Consider the following 17,202-nt stretch of genomic DNA (forward strand, 5'->3'; position numbering starts at 1 on the left):
GCCCCGGTCAGATCCGCCGCAGCCGTACGCGGCGGACACGGTGGTCGCGGTCCTTGTTCAGGACAAGGGTGGCGCGGGCGCGGGTGGGCAGGATGTTGGCCACGAGGTTGACCTCGTTGATGTCGCGCCAGAAGCGCTCCGCCTGCGCCGCCGCCTCGTCCCCGTCGACCTGCGCGTACGGGTGAAAGTAGGAGCGCTCGTCGGTGAAGACCGTACGGCGCAGGGCGAAGAAGCGGTCGATGTACCACTGGCGGATGTCGTCGACCCGCGCGTCGACGTAGATGGAGAAGTCGAACAGGTCCGCCAGGGCCAGGCTGCCCGGCCGCGCGCTCTGCAGCACGTTGAGCCCCTCCACGATGAGAATGTCCGGCCGCCGTACGACCTGCCGGGCGTCCGGCACGATGTCGTACCGCAGCGCCTCGTACACCGGCATGGACACCTCGGGCACGCCCGCCTTGACCTCCGAGACGAACTTCAGCAGCGCGCGCCGGTCGTAGGACTCCGGGAAGCCCTTGCGCTGCATCAGGCCGCGCTCGACGAGGACCGCGTTGGGGTAGAGGAAGCCGTCCGTGCTGACCAGCTCGACCCTCGGATCTCCCGGGCCGCGGGAGAGCAGGACGCGCAGCAGCCGGGCGACCGTCGACTTGCCGACGGCCACGCTGCCGGCGATGCCGATGATGTACGGGGTGGGGGCGACCGGTTCGCCGAGGAAGGCGCTGACGGTGTCGCGCAGCCGCCCGTCGCCCGTGACGAACAGCCGCAGCAGCCGCGACAGCGGCAGATAGACGTCCTCGACCTCGTCGAGGTCGATGGGGTCGCCGAGCCCGCGGATCTCCTCCAGGTCCGCCGGAGTGAGAGAGAGCGGTGTGCCGGCGCGCAGGGCACGCCATGCGTCACGGTCGAGCTCGACATACGGGCTGGGAGGATTGCCCCCGATGCTCGTCATGTGCTGTGACCCTAGCCGGAGCCTGGCAGATTACGGTGATTTGCTGTGTTACGAGATGGTCACGCGCGGCAACAAGGGCGAGCGGAGAGTTGGCGCGGCGGTGGTCTACCCGTTCACCTGGACCCATTACTGTGGCCCGCATGTGCGGAATCGTGGGGTACGTCGGCTCGCAGCCGGCTCTCGACGTCGTCATCGACGGCCTCTCCCGGCTGGAGTACCGGGGGTACGACTCGGCGGGCACGGCCGTCTCCGCCGACGGCAAGCTGACGGTGACCAAACGCGCCGGGAAGCTGGCCAACCTGCGTGAGGCACTCGCGGGCGCCGACCATTCGGACACCGGCCGTTCGGGCATCGGTCACACCCGCTGGGCCACCCACGGCCCGCCGAACGACCGCAACGCCCACCCGCACACCGACTGCACCGGCGCGGTCGCCGTCGTGCACAACGGCATCATCGAGAACTTCGCCGCGCTCCGCCTCGAACTCGAGGGCCGGGGCCACGAGCTGTCCTCCGACACCGACACCGAGGCCGTCGCCCACCTGCTCGAGGAGGAGGTGGCCAAGGGCGCGAGCCTGGCCGACGCGATGCGCCGGGTCTGCCTGCGCCTCGAAGGCGCGTTCACGCTCGTCGCGGTGTACTCCGGCGAGCCCGACCTCGTGGTCGGCGCCCGCCGCAACTCCCCGCTGGTCGTCGGCGTCGGCGCCGGGGAGAACTTCCTGGCCAGCGACGTCGCGGCCTTCATCGCGCACACCCGCGACGCGATCGAGCTGGGCCAGGACCAGGTCGTCGAGCTACGGCGGTCCGGCGTCACGGTCACCGGCTTCGACGGCAAGCCGGCCGACGTGAAGGAGTACCACGTCGACTGGGACGTGTCCGCCGCGGAGAAGGGCGGCCACGACTACTTCATGCTCAAGGAGATCGCCGAGCAGCCGCGCGCCGTCGCCGAGACGCTGCTCGGCCGGATCGGCGCGGACGGCCGGCTCAGCCTCGACGAGATGCGGCTCACCGACGACGAGCTGCGCGACATCGACAAGATCATTATTGTCGCGTGCGGCACGGCCTACCACGCCGGGCTGATCGCCAAGTACGCCATCGAGCACTGGACCCAGCTCCCCTGCGAGGTCGAGCTGGCCAGCGAGTTCCGCTACCGCGACCCGATCCTGACACGCTCGACGCTGGTCATCGCGATCTCCCAGTCCGGCGAGACGATGGACACGCTCATGGCGGTGCGCCACGCCCGCGAGCAGCGCGCCAGCGTCCTCGGCATCTGCAACGTCAACGGCTCGACCATCCCGCGCGAGTGCGACGGCGTCCTCTACACCCACGCCGGGCCGGAGATCGCGGTCGCCTCGACCAAGGCGTTCCTCACCCAGCTGATCGCCGTCTACCTGATCGCGCTCTACCTGGCGCAGGTACGCGGGACCAAGTGGGGCGACGAGGTCTTCGCCATGATCCAGCTGCTGGGCACGATGCCGCAGAAGGTCGAACAGGTCCTGGAGACCGTCGAGCCGGTACGCGACCTGGCCCGGTCGCTGGCCGGTGAGCGCTGTGTGCTGTTCCTGGGCCGGCACGTGGGCTTCCCGGTGGCGCTGGAGGGCGCGCTCAAGCTCAAGGAACTCGCCTACATGCACGCGGAGGGCTTCGCCGCCGGCGAGCTGAAGCACGGCCCGATCGCCCTGATCGAGCAGGACCTGCCGGTCGTGGTCATCGTGCCGTCGCGCGCCCGCCCGGTCCTGCACGACAAGATCGTCTCCAACATCCAGGAGATCCGCGCCCGCGGCGCCCGGACGATCGTGATCGCCGAGGAGGGCGACGAGGCGGTCGCGCCGTACGCCGACACGCTCATCCGCGTGCCGGCCGTCCCGACCCTGCTGCAACCGCTGGTGGCGACCGTACCGCTCCAGGTGTTCGCCTGCGAGCTCGCCACCGCCCGGGGCCACGACGTCGACCAGCCGCGCAACCTCGCCAAATCCGTCACCGTGGAATAGAGCAGACGGTCAGCCGCGCGCAGCGCGCCGCGTCGGTCTGCCGCCAGGAGAAGTAGTCGACGACGTCTTGCGCGGCGGCGCCCATCCACACGCGACTGTCGAAGTGGACGGGTTCGCCCACGGCGTGCGTGAAGGCGGCCGTGGCACGGTGAAGCGGGAGAAGCCTCGCCCGTCCACCCGAATGATGGTCCAGGCGCCCGGCAGCACGGCGAGGGAGTGGAACCACTCCAACGACCGCATGCGGTTTTCCAGGTCCTTGCCCTTCATCCCTCCACCTCCTCGGCCAACGGCCGGACGGGGAAACCTCCCGCGCCGTCGAACCGGAGCGCGTACAACGCGTTCAACCCCTCCGAACGCCGCGGGCGGCGCAGGCGTTCGAGGGTCGCATAGATGCCGACCTGCGGCACCCGGGTTTTTTGCGACCTGGCGAATTCCGCCGCGATGGAGTAGGAAGCGACGTTGTGACGCGATATGTGGCGCTGCTGCGCGCGGTGAACCTCGGCAGCCACAAGAAGATCTCCATGGCCGACCTGCGCGAGCTGCTGGCCGGCCTCGGGTACGGCGACGTGCGGACGTACCTGCAGAGCGGCAACGCGGTCTTCACCGCTCGCGAGACGCGGACGGAGCGGGTGGCGGCGGCGATCGAGGAGCGTCTCGCCGCCGGGCTGGGGCTGACCACCGAGGTGATCCTGCGGACCGCGGAGGAGCTTCAGGGCGTGGTCGAGCACAATCCGCTGGAGGTGGGCGACCCGGCGAAGTCCACCGTCCTGTTCCTGCTCGAACCGCCGCCCGAGGATTGGCTTTCGGGCATTGACCTGGGAAGATTCGCCCCGGAGGAAATGCGAGCCGGCGAGCGGGAGCTCTATTACCGGCTGCCGAACGGCATCGGCCGCGCGAAACTGCCGATCGCGCTCGGGCGGCGCCTGAAGACGCCGGCTACGATGCGCAACTGGAACACGGTCACGAACCTTTTGTCGCTCGCCGTGTAGAACTCGCTCACCGGGTATACACCTCTCCCGAACGGACAGTGAAGGGAGAGACCCATGGCGGGCCGCATCATCGCAGCGCTCAGAGCCGTCGTCGCGACGGTGGCGAACGTACTCCTCCTGCCTTTCCGGGTCTTCGCCCGCCTGCTGGGCGTGTCGAGCAAAGGACGGCCGGGGGCGGCGCGGAGGACGCATCGCCAGGCCGCATAAGGGCTGATCACCGGAGAAGAGAGCGGAGAGCGCCTGGCGGGGGCGCTCTCCGCTTCTCCGTACGGCTCAGCAGGTGTCGAGCATGTCGCCCAGCTCACCGTGGTCCGCCTGCGTCACCGCCAGGTGGTACTCATCGGCCACGGCGACGAACTTCTCCGCGTACGTGCACTGGAAGGACTTCTGCGGCTGCCACTCCGCGGGGCCCTTGTCGCTCTTCTGCGCGTTGGGCCGCCCCCAGACCGCGAGGAGGTTGTCGCGGTCGTTGGCCAGTTCCGCCCGCTTCTCCTCGGTCCAGTGGTCCGCGCCCATCCGCCAGGCGAGCGCGAGCGGGAAGATGTGGTCGATCTGCACCTCGGTGGCGTGCGCCTTGGCGAAGGTGATCTGCTTGCCCGTGTACGGGTCGTCCAGCGTCCCGGCGATGACGACGCACTTGTTGCGCTTCTTCACGGCGTCCAGGTCGCGGGCGAGGATGTCGTTGCGGGTGTCGCAGCCGTTGTGGTCGACGTCCTTCCAGGCGGGGCCGAACTCATCCCGGCTGTACCCGCTCATGGAGTCAGGCTTGGCCTCCTTGAGCCCGGCGAGCTCCTTCCGTGCCGTTCCCTCCTTGCCCTTGCCGTCCTTTTTATCCGTTTTGGACGACTTGCCCGAGGCCGACGGCCCGTCGCCCGACAGGCTGACATTGCCCGCACATCCGGCCGCGACAAACACGGATACGACCACCGAGGTGACCTGCACGCCCACTCGCCGCCGTACTGACATTTCCCCACCATCCAGGATTTTTTGGCGAAGCTATGCCCGGAATATAAGGCTTTACGCGGGTCCAGCCTCGGTAGGGGGGAGTTCTCATCCCTACGGTGGGTCGTGAGTACCGCCCAAGGGTGACGACGCGACCACCGTGGTCCACTAAGTTCGGCGCATGTCCATCATCGCCACCCGGGGGCTCGGCAAGCAGTTCCCCGGCGTGCTCGCCCTGGACGAGCTGACCATCGACATCGAGCCCGGCGTCGTCGGGCTGGTCGGGGCCAACGGCGCGGGCAAGTCGACCCTCATCAAGATCCTCCTGGGGCTGATCCCCCCGACGCGCGGGCAGGCGAGCGTGCTCGGCCTCGACACGGCCCGCGAGTCGCTGAAGATCCGCGAGCTGGTCGGCTACATGCCCGAGAACGACTGCCTTCCGCCCGACGTCTCCGCGACCGAGTTCATCGTGCACATCGCGCGCGTGTCCGGGCTGCCGGCCACCGCCGCGCGCGAACGCGCCGCCGACACCCTCCGCCACGTCGGCCTGTACGAGGAGCGCTACCGGCCGATCGGTGGTTACTCCACCGGCATGCGCCAGCGGGTCAAGCTCGCCCAGGCCCTCGTGCACGACCCGAAGCTCGTCTTCCTCGACGAACCCACCAACGGCCTGGACCCGGCCGGGCGCGACGAGATGCTGGCCCTGATCCAGCGCATCGGCACCCAGTTCGGCATCAGCGTCCTGGTCACCTCCCACCTCCTGGGCGAGCTCGAACGCGTCGCCCAGCACCTGGTCATCATCGACGGCGGCCGGCTGCTGCGGTCGCAGGCGGTCACCGCGTTCACCCAGGCCAGTGGCGTTCTCGCGGTCGAGGTCGACGACGAGGCCGCCGGCCGCGACCGGCTCGGCCACAGCCTGGCCGAGGCCGGGCTGCGCGTCCACCCCGACGGACGGGGCCTGCTCATCGACATCGCCGACGAGACGACGTACGACCTCGTGCGCGACTGCGTCGCCGACCTCGGGCTGGCCCTCGTACGCATGGAGAACCGCCGGCACCGCATCGAAGAGGTGTTCTCCTCATGACGAGCGTCATCCACGACATCGGCTACCGGCACTACGACGGCCCGCGGCTCGGCCGCGCGTACGCCGTCCGCTCCCTGTTCACGCACAACCTGCGCGCGGCGTACGGGCTGGGGCGGCCGGTCAAGGCCAAGATCATGCCGTTCCTGCTGTTCACGATCATGTTGCTGCCCGCGGCCATCAGCGTCGCGATCACGGCGCTGGCGTCCTCGATCGGCAGCGGCCAGTCCATCAACCTGATCCGCTACTCGGCGTACGCCGTCTACCTGCAGCCGCTGATCGCGATCTTCCTGGCCGCGCAGTCGCCGGTGCTGGCCTCGCGCGACCTGCGGTTCCACGTCACGCCGCTGTACTTCTCCCGCCCGCTGTCACGCCTGGACTACGTGCTGGCCAAGTACGGCGCGCTGACCGCGGCGCTGTTCATCCTGCTGGGCACCCCGATCACGATCCTGTTCATCGGCGCGCTCGCCACCAAGCAGAAGCACCTGGGCACGCACGCGCTCGACTGGGCCGGCGGCCTGGTGGGCTGCCTGATGTTCGCGCTGGTGCTCGCCGCGATCGGCCTGGTCGTGGCCGCCTTCACCCCGCGCCGCGGCTTCGGCGTGACCGCGGTGATGGCGGTGTACCTCATCAGCACGGCCGCGGTCACCTCCATCCAGGGCATCGCCGAGAGCCAGACCAAGTTCGGAGTCGCCCGCTGGGCCGGCGTGTTCACGCCCTTCAACCTCGTGGACGACGTGCAGGTCTGGGCGCTGGGGGCCAAGTCGTCCTCGCCGGAGCCGCCGCCGTCCGGCCTCGGCGGTCCCGTGTTCACGCTCGTGTGCGTGGCCGTCGTCGCGGGCTCGCTCGCGATCCTGTACCAGCGGTTCCGCAAGGCGGGCGCGCGATGACCGGCCGGCCCACCGACGAGAGGAAGGCATCGTGAGTGTCCTGGAGCTCCGGGACGTCTCCCGGTGGTACGGCAACGTGGTCGCGGTCAACGGCGTGTCGATGACCATCGGCCCAGGGGTGACCGGCCTGCTCGGCCCGAACGGCGCGGGCAAGTCCACGCTCATCCACATGATGGGCGGTTTCCTCGCGCCCTCGGGCGGCCAGGTCGGCATCGACGGGCAGCGCATCTGGAAGAACCCCTCGGTCTACCGCAACATCGGGCTGGTGCCCGAACGCGAGTCCGCCTACGAGTTCCTCACCGGCCGGCAGTTCGTCCGCTCGATGGCCAAGCTGCACAAGCTGTCCGATCCGGGTGCCGCCGCCGACCGCGCCCTCGCGATGGTGGAGATGCTGCCGCCGGCCGACCGGGCCATCGGCACCTACTCCAAGGGGATGCGGCAGCGCGTCAAGATGGCGTCGGCGCTCGTACACGACCCGGCGGTCCTGCTGCTCGACGAGCCGTTCAACGGCATGGACCCGCGCCAGCGCCTCCAGCTCATGGAACTCATCCGCAAGATGGCCGCCGAGGGCCGCACGGTGCTGTTCAGCTCGCACATCCTCGAGGAGGTCGAGCGGCTCGCGAACCACATCGAGGTCATCGTCGCGGGACGGCACGCCGCCTCCGGCGACTTCCGCGCGATCCGCCGGCTGATGACCGACCGGCCGCACATGTTCGCGATCCGCTCCAGCGACGACCGCCGTCTGGCGGCCGCGCTGATCGCCGACGATTCGACCCGCGGCGTCGAGCTCACCGCGGCCGGCCTGGAGGTGGAGGCCGTCGACTTCCGGCGGTTCACCCAGCTGCTGCCGCAGGTGGCCCGTGGCGCCGGCATCCGGCTGTGGGAGGTCTCCCCGGCCGACGAGTCCCTCGAAAGCGTCTTCTCCTACCTGGTCGCGTCATGAACGAGGACTCATGAACGAACGCAGTGAGCGAATCAACAACACAGCACCCCTGATCACTCCTCCGACGAAGGAGGACTCATGAACGAACGCAGTGAGCGAATCAATAACACAGCACCCCTGATCACTCCTCCGACGAAGGAGGACTCATGAACGAACGCAGTGAGCGAATTAACAACACAGCACCCTTGATCACTCCTCCGACGAAGGAGGACTCATGAACACCATCGCGTACATCACTTTTCGCGGCATGCTGGGGCGACGCCGCGCGCTGCTCCTGTTCATCCTCCCGGCCGTGCTGCTCCTGCTCAGCATCGGCCTGCGGGTCACCGGCAACGCCGACCTCGACACCGCGGCGGCCCTGCTGACGCAGTTCGGGCTGGGCGCGCTGCTGCCCCTGCTGGCGCTGCTCGCCGGCACGGGAGTGATCGGCCCGGAGATCGACGACGGCCAGATCATGTACCTCATGACCAAGCCGATCGCCCGGCCGATCATCTCGACCACGAAGTACCTGGTCGCGGTGGCCCTGGTCGTCGGCTTCGGCGTCGTGCCGATCTTCGTCTCCGGCCTCATCATGAACGGCCTGACGGCGGGCCTGGCGAGCGGTTTCGCTCTGGGCGCGCTGGTGGGCGGCATCGCGTACTGCGCGCTGTTCGTGGCGCTCGCGGTGATGAGCCGGTTCGCCGTGACGATCGGACTGATCTATGCCCTGGTGTGGGAGAACCTCATCGGCCGGTACGCCTCGGGCGCCAGGACGCTCTCCGTCCGGCAGTGGGCGATCTCGGTCACCGACCTGGGCACGAACGCCACCTCGGTCATCTCGGAGGTGCACGGCTCCACCGCCGTACCCCTGCTGATCGTGCTGACCGTCCTCGGCGTCGCCGTCGCCGGCTGGAAGCTCCGCACCCTCTCGATCACCGGCTCCGACTAGTGCCGTGTCAGTCAACGTTCGCCTCGTTGGGGAGGTGAAGTTGGCTGATCCTCGCTGTGGTGGGCGAGCGACTCCCCACGTGAGGTGGGGCGGGCCGCGGTCGACCAGGGGACCCGTGTGCGGTGCCGTGATGGGGGGGAGCGTCGGGGGTCATGCCGGGACCGTCCGGCACCGGGGAGGTGCGGTCCGCTTACGCCACCGCCGTGACCCGGCCTGACCCGGTTTCAGCGCCCGTCCCGCCACCGCACGCTGCCTGTCCTTCGCGTCGCGCAGGTGAAGGTGGGTCTCGGCACGGATCGCCCGCCCCGACACCACCAGCCCCTCCCCATCCGGCCCGGCCACCGCGAACGGGTGGATCACTCCCGGATCGACTCTCGCCACCCCGCACGGAATCCGGCTGCTGTTCTGGCGGATAGGTCGCGATGGGGACTTCGGCGGTGACATCGACGAACAACCGGCCGCCCTCGGCCACCAACGTCACCGACCGCACCTGACCGGCCGGGTAGAGAACCGGCCGATCCAGCCGCACCCACAACCGCGCACACCCGCGACCGACCGGCAGGCGCAGCCGCCGCCCCTCCAGGGTGAACGTGCCGTGGTAGCAACGCACCGGCATCAACCCGCGTGCACGCCGCGGGAACCGCGCCGCCACGTCACCGCCCTTGCGGCGCGCGGCGGTAGCGAACCACGCGTCGCTGTAGCGCCGCAACACCGACCGCGCCCCGACCGCGTCCAACTCCCCGAACATGCCCGGCCGCGCCGCCGACAGCCCCCGCACAACGCCTGATAGCCGACGATCGCCGACAAGCCGCGTCGCCGCCACCACCGATTCATATCAAGCACACACGCCCCCACATTCCCCGCCGAGACCAGCAACCCGAAACACCGGCGCCGCTGACCGGCCGAGGTCCGCATGACCACCCGCCCACCATCATCACGTCGAGTCACCAGACGATTACAGCAAGTGCCTACGACAAAACCCTGTCCTTCACCCCACCGCACCGACGAGGCAAACGTTGCCTGATGCCGCACTAGCCTCGACACCCGTGAGCACAGCCGAGGATGTGGTGGCGAGGAGCGTCTTCCGACCGGTGATCCGGTTGTACCGCAGGAGCGTTCCGGAGGACTTCGCCGTCGCCGTGCACCGGCTCGAGTACCTTCCGCTGAAGGTCATCGAGGGGGCGTTCGGCAGCCACCTCGTGCTGCGCGACGGCCGGACCCTCGGCGTGTACAAGTGGGGGCGCGGCCAGGGAGCCCAGCGCGAGGTCGCGGCGTTCGAACTGAGCGACGAGACCGGCCTCGGGGTCGTCCCGCGTACGAGAAAGTGGTCCGGCCGCTACGGGAAGGGCATCCTCCAGGAGTACGTCCCGGCCACCGCCGGAGTGACCGCGATGCGCAAGGGCGAGGGGACCCAGAGGATGGCCGCCTTCGACTATGCCGTGGCGCAGGGAGATCGCGCGGAGGCCGACGAGAACTTCCTCGTGCTCCACGACGGCCGCCCGATGTCCCACGACAACGGGACGACCTTCAACGAACCCGCGCCGGGGAAGGTGCAGTTCATCCAGTCCAATTTCGTCGTCGCCCACCTGAACGAGCCGCTCGCCCCCGGACTCGTGGACGAGTTGCGCTCCGCCGACCTCGGCCGTGTCGCCGACCGCATGCACGCCGCCGAACTCGACACCCCGGCCATCGACGGAGCCGTCGCACGCCTCACGGAGATGCGAGAGGAGGGCAGGATAACCGGCCGCGCCTGGGACGGCCTGATCGTCGACAGCGGGTTCGCGGTGAGATACCCGACCGAGGCCCCGAGCATCGAGGAGTGGGTACGCGCGGCCCGCGGCAGATGACGGGACGCCGAGTCGGCCGAAGACGCGCGGGCCGCGCCACCGCCGCCGAAGAGTGCTACAGCGCGGTGCGGACGACCTCGGCGAGGCGTTCGGCCAGGGCCCGTGCCTGTTCTTCGCGGGTGGCCTCGACCATGACGCGGACCATCGGCTCGGTGCCGCTCGGGCGGATCAGGACGCGGCCCGTGTCGCCGAGTTCCGCCTCGGCGGCCTCGACCGCCGCGTTCAGCTCCGGTGAGGTCTTGGCGCGGGACTTGTCGACGTTCTTGACGTTGACGAGGACCTGCGGCAGGCGGGTCATCACCTTGGCCAGCTCGTCCAGCGGGCGGCCGCGGCCCGCGACGGTGGCGAGCAGGTGCAGGCCGGTCAGCAGGCCGTCTCCGGTGGTCGCGTGGTCCAGCATGATCACGTGGCCGGACTGCTCGCCGCCGAAGGCGTATCCGCCGGACTTCATGGCCTCCAGGACGTAGCGGTCGCCCACCGTCGTCTCGACGACGTTGAGGCCCTCCTCGCGCATGGCGATCTTGAAGCCGAGGTTGGACATGACCGTCGCGACGACCGTGTCGCCGGGCAGCCGGCCGGCCTCGCGCAGTTCGACCGCGAGGATCGCCATGATCTGGTCGCCGTCGATCGGCTCGCCCGCGGCGGTGACGGCGAGGCAGCGGTCGGCGTCGCCGTCGTGGGCGATGCCGACGTCGGCGCCGTGCTCGATCACGGCGCGGCGCAGCGGCTCCAGGTGGGTGGAGCCGTAGCCGTCGTTGATGTTCAGGCCGTCCGGGGAGGCGCCGATGGCGACCACGCTGGCGCCGGCGCGGCGCATCGCCTCGGGTGAGACGCCGGACGCGGCGCCGTGCGCGCAGTCGACCACCACGCGAAGGCCGTCCAGCGAGCGGGGCAGCGTCGACAGCAGGTGCGCGATGTAGCTCTCGACCTCGCCCTGCGCGTCGCGTACGCGGCCGACGCCGGAGCCGGTCGGGCCGGACCACTCCTCGCCGAGGTGCGCCTCGATCTGGTCCTCGATCTGGTCGGCGAGCTTGTGCCCACCGCGGCCGAAGAACTTGATGCCGTTGTCGGGCGCGGGGTTGTGGGACGCCGACAGCATGACGCCGAGGTCGGCGCCGAGCGACTGGGTGAGGTACGCGACGGCGGGCGTCGGCAGGACGCCCAGGCGGAGCACGTCGACGCCGGCGGAGGCGAGCCCGGCCACGACGGCGGCCTCGAGGAACTCACCCGAGGCGCGCGGGTCGCGGCCCACCACGGCGACGGGCCGGTGGCCCTCGAACGCGCCGGCCTCGCCGAGGACACGGGCGGCGGCCACCGAAAGGTCGAGCGCGAGCCGGGCGGTCAGGTCACGGTTCGCCACCCCCCGGACACCGTCGGTACCGAACAGACGTGACACTGCTAACACCCCAAGGTCGCGCGTGGTACGGCCGGCCTGCCGGCCCTCGAACAAAGCGATCGGCGGCCCCGCGAAACCACGGAACCGCCGAAGTCCTGTGCGGCGTCGCCGCCCGGTCGTACCGGGCCGGTGAAACGCCGCACAGGGCCGATCAACGCTTGCTGTACTGCGGAGCCTTACGCGCCTTCTTGAGACCGTACTTCTTGCGCTCCTTGGCCCGCGCGTCGCGGGTGAGGAAGCCGGCCTTCTTGAGGGGCGGGCGGTTGTCGGGGTCGACGAGCTGCAGCGCGCGGGCGATGCCCAGGCGCAGGGCGCCGGCCTGGCCGGTCACGCCGCCGCCGGTGACCAGCGCGATCACGTCGAACTGGTCCTCGAGGCCCAGCGTCACGAACGGCTCGTTCACGATCTGCTGGTGGACCTTGTTGGGGAGGTAGGCGTCGAGCGGACGACCGTTGATCGTCCACTTTCCGCTGCCGGGGACGATGCGCACGCGGGCGATCGCCTCCTTGCGGCGGCCGGTGCCCGCGGCCGGGCCGGTCAGCACCGGACGGGGGGTCTCCTCGACGACAGCCTCAGCGGACTCGGAGGTGTAGTCCCCCACGTACTCTTCAAATTCGGCGCCCTCGAGGGGCGTCTCGATACCGGTGGACTCAGCCACGGGACTCCTCAGGATTCGATCTCGACGGCGCGCGTCACTGCGCGATCTGCTTGATGTCGTAGGGCACCGGCTGCTGGGCCTGGTGCGGGTGCTCGGGACCGGCGTAGACCTTGAGCTTGCCGAACATCTTCCGGCCGAGCGAGTTCTTGGGCAGCATGCCCTTGATCGCCTTTTCGACGGCGCGCTCGGGGTGCTTCGCCATGAGGTCGGAGTAGGCCACGGAGCGGAGACCGCCGGGGTAGCCCGAGTGGCGGTAGGCCTTCTTCTGCTCGAGCTTCTTACCCGACAGCGCCACCTTGTCGGCGTTGACGATGATCACGAAGTCGCCCGTGTCGAGGTGTGGCGCGTAGATCGGCTTGTGCTTACCCCGAAGCAACGTCGCGACCTGGCTGGCCAGCCGACCCAGCACGACATCGGTCGCGTCGATGACGTGCCACTGACGTTCGACGTCAGCGGGCTTAGGGGTGTAGGTGCGCACGGTCGTATGCCTTCGTTTCGTGTCTGACAACAGAGACCGGGCCGGCGGGACGGGCGACGTCCGTCACTGGCCCGCATGGTCAAGCGACCCGAAGAACGGGCACGCTGACGCACACAACGAACTGGCAGGATACCGGCCCACTGACGTGCGGGTCAAAGCGGGCGGCTTCCGCCGCCTCCTGCCGTCGCTTCGGACGATCATGCGTTCGTCCTTTTTACAGCATATAGCAGGGATTACTCCAGAACGGCGCGCTCGATGGTGGTTACCGCCTCTATAGTGCTGCACCTCCGCAGCCCCCTGGAGGACCCCCTGTCCGCCAAGCGTTCGATCCCCATCAAGCGCAAGGTCCAGGCATTCGTGATCCTGGCGATCGCGTTCTTCGTCGCCGCCGGCTTCGCGGCGAACCGCTACGTGACCACGGCGCACCTCGCACCCGGCGACCAGCCCGCGCAGGACGCGGCCGTGGTCCCCAGCCCGGAGGGTTCGGCCGTCAAGCCGCCCACCGCGACTCCCTCGCCCAGCCGTTCCCGTACGCACACGCCGAGCCACCGCCCGGCCTCCGCCGCCAAGGTGGTCAAGCCGAAGAAGCCTTCGGCCGCGGCGGACGCCGGCACCGCGGGCACCGCGGCCAAGAACGTCACGGCCGAGAACCTCGCCGTCCAGCTGACGAACCAGCAGCGCGCCAAGCACGGCTGCTCCGCGCTGCGCGTGAACGTCGACCTGCGCACCGCGGCCCGCGCCCACTCCAGGGACATGCGCGTGCGGCACTACTTCGAGCACAACTCACCGGACGGCAAGACCCCGTGGGACCGGATCAAGGCGGCCGGCTACAGCCAGCCCGGCGCCGAGAACATCGCCATGGGATACGCCACCGCCCAGGCGGTCGTGACGGGCTGGATGAACAGCCCCGGACACCGGGCGAACATCCTCAACTGCAGCCTGAAGGCGGTCGGAATCGGCGTCGAGTACGGCTCCGGCGGACCGTGGTGGACGCAGGACTTCGGCTTCCGGTAAACCCCCTGATCACCTGATTCGAGCAGGTAGGGTCGCATTCATGTCTTATCCGGGTGATCAGCAGCAACCCGGCGGCTGGGGTCCCTCCCAGCCGCCGTCGTCGCCGTACGGCCCGGGCGACGACCAGGCCGGACACGGCGGTCCTCCCTTCGGCGGCCCCCGCGACGATCCGTACGGCGGCCCCCCGCGAGACGGCGGCTTCGGGCCGGGCGGCGGGGGCGCGGGCGGCTACGGCGGCTCGTTCGGCGACGAGCGCTCAGAGCCGTACGGCAACGCCTTCGAGCCGAACCCCTCCTACGACTCCTACGAGTCCCACGACGAGAACGCGGACCCCTACGGCGGCGGTCCGGGCGGCTACGGCCCGGAAGACGACTTCGGCTCGGGTTCGGGCTCGGGCTCCGGTCGCAAGAAGTTGATCATCGGAGCGGCGATCGCGGTGGGCGTCATCGTGGTCGCGGGCGGCGCGGCCTTCGCGCTCACCTCCGGGGGCGACGACAAGCCCAAGACGGAGGCGGCCCAGCCCTCGGCGCCTCCCGCCACACCGACGCCGACCCCCACGCCGTCTCCCACCGAGACCGGCCGCGGCGACCGCCTCCAGAGCCGTACGACCGACCCCAGGCCCCTCACGCTGAACGAGATCTTCAAGGCCAGATCGTTCAAGGCCGGCGGCCGCCGCTACCTCATGACGGCGCGGCGCGCGGAGCGCAAGTGCGCGCCGCCGACGCACGGCACGAAGTTCCGCAAGGCCCTCGCCAAGGGCGGCTGCACCCAGGTGCTGCGCGCGACGTTCAGCAACGGCAAGCTGATCGGCACGATCGGTGTGATCAACCTCAGGACCCAAGCCGCGGCCACGTCGGCTCAGTCCGCCTCCAAGACGAAGGACGCGTTCATCCTCGCGCTGCCGGGCTCGGGCACCACCAAGAAGATCGGCCAGGGCCTGTCGCTGACCACCACGGAGGTGAACGGCCACTACCTGATCATGAGCTGGGTGCAGTACCCGAACGGCAAGCAGATCGCCAAGGGCGACTACTCGGCCGTGACCTCGTTCGTGAAGTACACGACGTATGGCAGCAATCTGCGCACGGCCCTGAACTATCGGTCAATGGAGGGCAAACCGTCATGAAATTTGCCCTCAGCTAATACTCTGGTGACTCATGTCTGGCCATGACGAGACTTTCCTTCCCCCTCCTGAGGGGGAAGCGAAGCTTCCGCCGCAGCCGCCGACAGCCGCTCCGCCCCACTTCGGACAGGGTTCGGCCACGAGGCCGTCAGTCGTTTTCCAGACCGCCGACGCATGGCCGGGCACTCCGGACTTCTCCGGATCGTCGGCGGCGTCCGACGCCGAGGAGACCATGACCCCGCCCTTCCCGCGCCCCGGCGCCCCCACGCCGGACGCCCACCAGCCCACGCCGTCCCCGCAGCCGGCGCAGGACCCCTCCCCGCAGAACCCCGCCCCCTCCACGCCGCCGCCGGGCTTCTCCGCCTCCGCGAACGGCGGGAGTGACCCTGGTCACGCCCCCGGCCCGTACGGCACCACCCCGCCGCCCGGCTTCCCAGGCGACGCGAACGGCTCAGGCGCCCCGTACGGGGCCACACCGCCGCCCGGCTTCCCCGGCGGTGCGAATGACCCAGGCGCCCCGTACAGCGTGACGCCGCCGCCTGGCGCCCCGGGCGACGCGAACGGCTCAAGCACCCCGTACGGCGCGACGCCGCCGCCCGGCATCCCCGGCGACGCGAACGGCTCAAGCACCCCGTACGGCGCCACACCACCGCCCGGCATCCCCGGCGACGTGAACGGCTCAAGCACCCCGTACGGCGCGACGCCGCCGCCCGGCTTCCCCGGCGCGGCGGGCGAGTCCGGCCGGACGCCTCCGCAGGAGCCGCCCGTGCCGGAGGCCGAGCGCACCGTCACCGACGAGCCGTACCCCGCGCCGGACGACCTCCCCGAAGCGGAGCGGACCGTGGCCGACGACGTCCCGCCGCCCGGCTCCGCATCGGAGGCCACCTCCTCCGCCTCCTCCGCCGCCGAGGCCGGCGAGACGGGCGCGGGCTCGGCGGGCGGACAGCGGACGCTGGCCGTACTGAAGATCCCCGCGGACGGGGAGACGACCACCGCCCCGGGCCCCGAGCTCGAACCCGACGCGATCCTGCCGCCCGGCATCCCGCCGCAGGCGCCGCCGGAGCCGCCGCACGACCCGCACGTGACCACCACCGGCCCGATCCCCCGGCTCGGCTCCGGGGCGTCCTTCCCCGGCGGCCCCGGCATGCACCCGCCCCAGGGCGGCGGCGCCGGAGGCTCCTCAGGAGCCCGTAGAGCGCTGCTCGTGGCCGGAGGGCTCGTGGCCGCCCTCGTACTCGGGGGCGGCGGCGCGCTGGCCGTCACGCAGCTCTCCGGCGGCACGGCGAAGGAGCACAAGGTCGCCGACTCGCAGCCGCCGCCCACGCCGACGCAGGTGCGCCCGACGCCCACGCCGACACCGTCGAAGACCAAGTCCCAGCACAAGCCCAAGCACGTGCCGATCGACATCCGCGACGAGAAGACCGACCCGAAGCCGCTGACCGTCGGCGAGGTCTTCCCGTCGTCGACGCTGACGCTGGCGGGCGGCAAGTTCACGCGCGCCAAGGCGGTCGTCAACGACCACTGCTCCCTGGCCGCCAACGGGCCGTTCGCCACGGAACTGACCCGCCAGCACTGCCGCCGGATCGTCCGCGCGACGTTCGTCTCGAAGGACAAGAAGGTCGCCGTGACGACCGGCATCGCGGTGATGCCGACGGACGCCGCCGCCAAGGCCGTGCTGAAGGTGCAGGACCCGGCGCACTACGAGTGGTTCCGCGGCATGAAGGCCACCGGAGCCCCGAAGATCGACCACGCCGGCGGCTTCGCCGCGAGCACGGTCCGCGGCCGCTACATCTGCTACTCCTACGCGACGTACGTCGACGGCCACAAGCCGGCCGCGGACGACGACACGCTGAAGAAGGCCGGCACCGCGTTCCGCGACTCGACCGCCCGCCCCATCGAACGGCGCGACAAGCACTGACCACCACGGGTACGAGGGCGCGGTAGGCGACCCGTCCGCCGGTGCGCGGGCGGATCGCCACCGG

The 17,202-nt window shown here is 70.3% G+C and carries 16 protein-coding genes; 10 read left to right on the forward strand and 6 right to left on the reverse strand.

Annotation, left to right across the window (positions count from 1 at the left end; translation table 11 throughout):
• Window positions 1-7: 7 nt before the first annotated feature.
• On the reverse strand, window positions 8-946 hold the full coding sequence (gene coaA / locus ACQEV1_RS49790) for a type I pantothenate kinase (protein ID WP_285625229.1): 939 nt from the start codon (window positions 944-946) through the stop codon (window positions 8-10).
• A gap of 140 nt (window positions 947-1,086) precedes the next feature.
• Here coaA and glmS point away from each other — a divergent pair, with 140 nt between their 5' ends.
• The gene (gene glmS / locus ACQEV1_RS49795; RefSeq protein WP_285625227.1) at window positions 1,087-2,934 is read left to right on the forward strand and encodes a glutamine--fructose-6-phosphate transaminase (isomerizing); all 1,848 of its coding nucleotides are present in this window, start codon (window positions 1,087-1,089) and stop codon (window positions 2,932-2,934) included.
• Between the two features lie 263 nt (window positions 2,935-3,197).
• Here the strand turns inward: glmS and ACQEV1_RS49800 are convergent, their stop codons facing one another.
• Window positions 3,198-3,341 (reverse strand): hypothetical protein, encoded by a 144-nt coding sequence (locus ACQEV1_RS49800; protein ID WP_433404972.1) that lies wholly within the window; start codon window positions 3,339-3,341, stop codon window positions 3,198-3,200.
• Window positions 3,342-3,395: 54 nt separating this feature from the next.
• Between ACQEV1_RS49800 and ACQEV1_RS49805 the strand changes: the two genes are divergently transcribed.
• Window positions 3,396-3,923: a DUF1697 domain-containing protein gene (locus tag ACQEV1_RS49805; RefSeq protein ID WP_433404975.1), complete on the forward strand. Its 528-nt coding sequence runs from the start codon at window positions 3,396-3,398 to the stop codon at window positions 3,921-3,923.
• Between the two features lie 273 nt (window positions 3,924-4,196).
• On the opposite strand, the gene ACQEV1_RS49810 is transcribed toward ACQEV1_RS49805, so the two are convergent.
• Window positions 4,197-4,889, reverse strand: coding sequence for an HNH endonuclease family protein (locus ACQEV1_RS49810; protein WP_285625220.1), 693 nt, complete (start codon window positions 4,887-4,889; stop codon window positions 4,197-4,199).
• A 157-nt stretch (window positions 4,890-5,046) separates the two neighbouring features.
• Here ACQEV1_RS49810 and ACQEV1_RS49815 point away from each other — a divergent pair, with 157 nt between their 5' ends.
• The 5 genes from ACQEV1_RS49815 (at window position 5,047) to ACQEV1_RS49835 (ending at window position 10,554) form a co-directional block, all read left to right on the forward strand.
• Window positions 5,047-5,949, forward strand: a complete 903-nt coding sequence (locus ACQEV1_RS49815) for an ABC transporter ATP-binding protein (RefSeq protein ID WP_433404976.1) — start codon at window positions 5,047-5,049, stop codon at window positions 5,947-5,949.
• Entirely contained in the window at window positions 5,946-6,836 is an 891-nt protein-coding gene (locus ACQEV1_RS49820) for an ABC transporter permease (protein WP_285582633.1), read from the forward strand. Before ACQEV1_RS49815 ends, ACQEV1_RS49820 begins: the two co-directional genes overlap by 4 nt.
• Window positions 6,837-6,867: 31 nt before the next feature.
• Window positions 6,868-7,779 (forward strand): ABC transporter ATP-binding protein, encoded by a 912-nt coding sequence (locus tag ACQEV1_RS49825; protein WP_433404979.1) that lies wholly within the window; start codon window positions 6,868-6,870, stop codon window positions 7,777-7,779.
• A gap of 214 nt (window positions 7,780-7,993) precedes the next feature.
• Window positions 7,994-8,707, forward strand: a complete 714-nt coding sequence (locus ACQEV1_RS49830) for an ABC transporter permease (RefSeq protein ID WP_433404981.1) — start codon at window positions 7,994-7,996, stop codon at window positions 8,705-8,707.
• 1,046 nt (window positions 8,708-9,753) lie between these two features.
• Window positions 9,754-10,554: a hypothetical protein gene (locus ACQEV1_RS49835; protein ID WP_433404983.1), complete on the forward strand. Its 801-nt coding sequence runs from the start codon at window positions 9,754-9,756 to the stop codon at window positions 10,552-10,554.
• A 55-nt stretch (window positions 10,555-10,609) separates the two neighbouring features.
• Here the strand turns inward: ACQEV1_RS49835 and glmM are convergent, their stop codons facing one another.
• From glmM to rplM, 3 genes are all read right to left on the reverse strand, one after another.
• The gene (gene glmM / locus ACQEV1_RS49840) at window positions 10,610-11,950 is read right to left on the reverse strand and encodes a phosphoglucosamine mutase (RefSeq protein WP_285625209.1); all 1,341 of its coding nucleotides are present in this window, start codon (window positions 11,948-11,950) and stop codon (window positions 10,610-10,612) included.
• A gap of 151 nt (window positions 11,951-12,101) precedes the next feature.
• Entirely contained in the window at window positions 12,102-12,608 is a 507-nt protein-coding gene (rpsI, locus tag ACQEV1_RS49845; RefSeq protein ID WP_285582643.1) for a 30S ribosomal protein S9, read from the reverse strand.
• A gap of 34 nt (window positions 12,609-12,642) precedes the next feature.
• Complete coding sequence (gene rplM / locus ACQEV1_RS49850) at window positions 12,643-13,086, reverse strand: 50S ribosomal protein L13 (RefSeq protein ID WP_285582645.1); 444 nt, start codon at window positions 13,084-13,086, stop codon at window positions 12,643-12,645.
• A gap of 255 nt (window positions 13,087-13,341) precedes the next feature.
• On the opposite strand from rplM, the gene ACQEV1_RS49855 reads away from it, so the two are divergent.
• The 3 genes from ACQEV1_RS49855 to ACQEV1_RS49865 all read left to right on the forward strand — a co-directional run bounded on the left by ACQEV1_RS49855 (window position 13,342) and on the right by ACQEV1_RS49865 (window position 17,138).
• Window positions 13,342-14,100 (forward strand): CAP domain-containing protein, encoded by a 759-nt coding sequence (locus ACQEV1_RS49855; protein ID WP_433404987.1) that lies wholly within the window; start codon window positions 13,342-13,344, stop codon window positions 14,098-14,100.
• Between the two features lie 40 nt (window positions 14,101-14,140).
• A complete protein-coding gene (locus ACQEV1_RS49860) occupies window positions 14,141-15,223 on the forward strand; it encodes a hypothetical protein (RefSeq protein ID WP_433404990.1) in 1,083 nt (360 codons plus the stop codon).
• Window positions 15,224-15,452: 229 nt separating this feature from the next.
• Window positions 15,453-17,138, forward strand: a complete 1,686-nt coding sequence (locus ACQEV1_RS49865; RefSeq protein WP_433404993.1) for a hypothetical protein — start codon at window positions 15,453-15,455, stop codon at window positions 17,136-17,138.
• Window positions 17,139-17,202 lie beyond the last annotated feature (64 nt).

Source organism: Actinoallomurus sp. CA-142502 (assembly GCF_050936355.1).
Taxonomy (GTDB): Bacteria; Actinomycetota; Actinomycetes; order Streptosporangiales; family Streptosporangiaceae; genus Actinoallomurus; species Actinoallomurus iriomotensis.

Excerpts from the sequence above, each read along its gene's own strand:
- ACQEV1_RS49815 (WP_433404976.1), top strand. The coding sequence starts at position 5,047 with ATGTCCATCATCGCCACCCGGGGGCTCGGCAAGCAGTTCCCCGGCGTG.
- ACQEV1_RS49855 (WP_433404987.1), top strand. The coding sequence starts at position 13,342 with ATGGTGGTTACCGCCTCTATAGTGCTGCACCTCCGCAGCCCCCTGGAG.
- ACQEV1_RS49820 (WP_285582633.1), top strand. The coding sequence starts at position 5,946 with ATGACGAGCGTCATCCACGACATCGGCTACCGGCACTACGACGGCCCG.
- coaA (WP_285625229.1), bottom strand. The coding sequence starts at position 946 with ATGACGAGCATCGGGGGCAATCCTCCCAGCCCGTATGTCGAGCTCGAC.
- glmS (WP_285625227.1), top strand. The coding sequence starts at position 1,087 with ATGTGCGGAATCGTGGGGTACGTCGGCTCGCAGCCGGCTCTCGACGTC.
- ACQEV1_RS49830 (WP_433404981.1), top strand. The coding sequence starts at position 7,994 with ATGAACACCATCGCGTACATCACTTTTCGCGGCATGCTGGGGCGACGC.
- ACQEV1_RS49810 (WP_285625220.1), bottom strand. The coding sequence starts at position 4,889 with ATGTCAGTACGGCGGCGAGTGGGCGTGCAGGTCACCTCGGTGGTCGTA.
- ACQEV1_RS49860 (WP_433404990.1), top strand. The coding sequence starts at position 14,141 with ATGTCTTATCCGGGTGATCAGCAGCAACCCGGCGGCTGGGGTCCCTCC.
- ACQEV1_RS49865 (WP_433404993.1), top strand. The coding sequence starts at position 15,453 with ATGACCCCGCCCTTCCCGCGCCCCGGCGCCCCCACGCCGGACGCCCAC.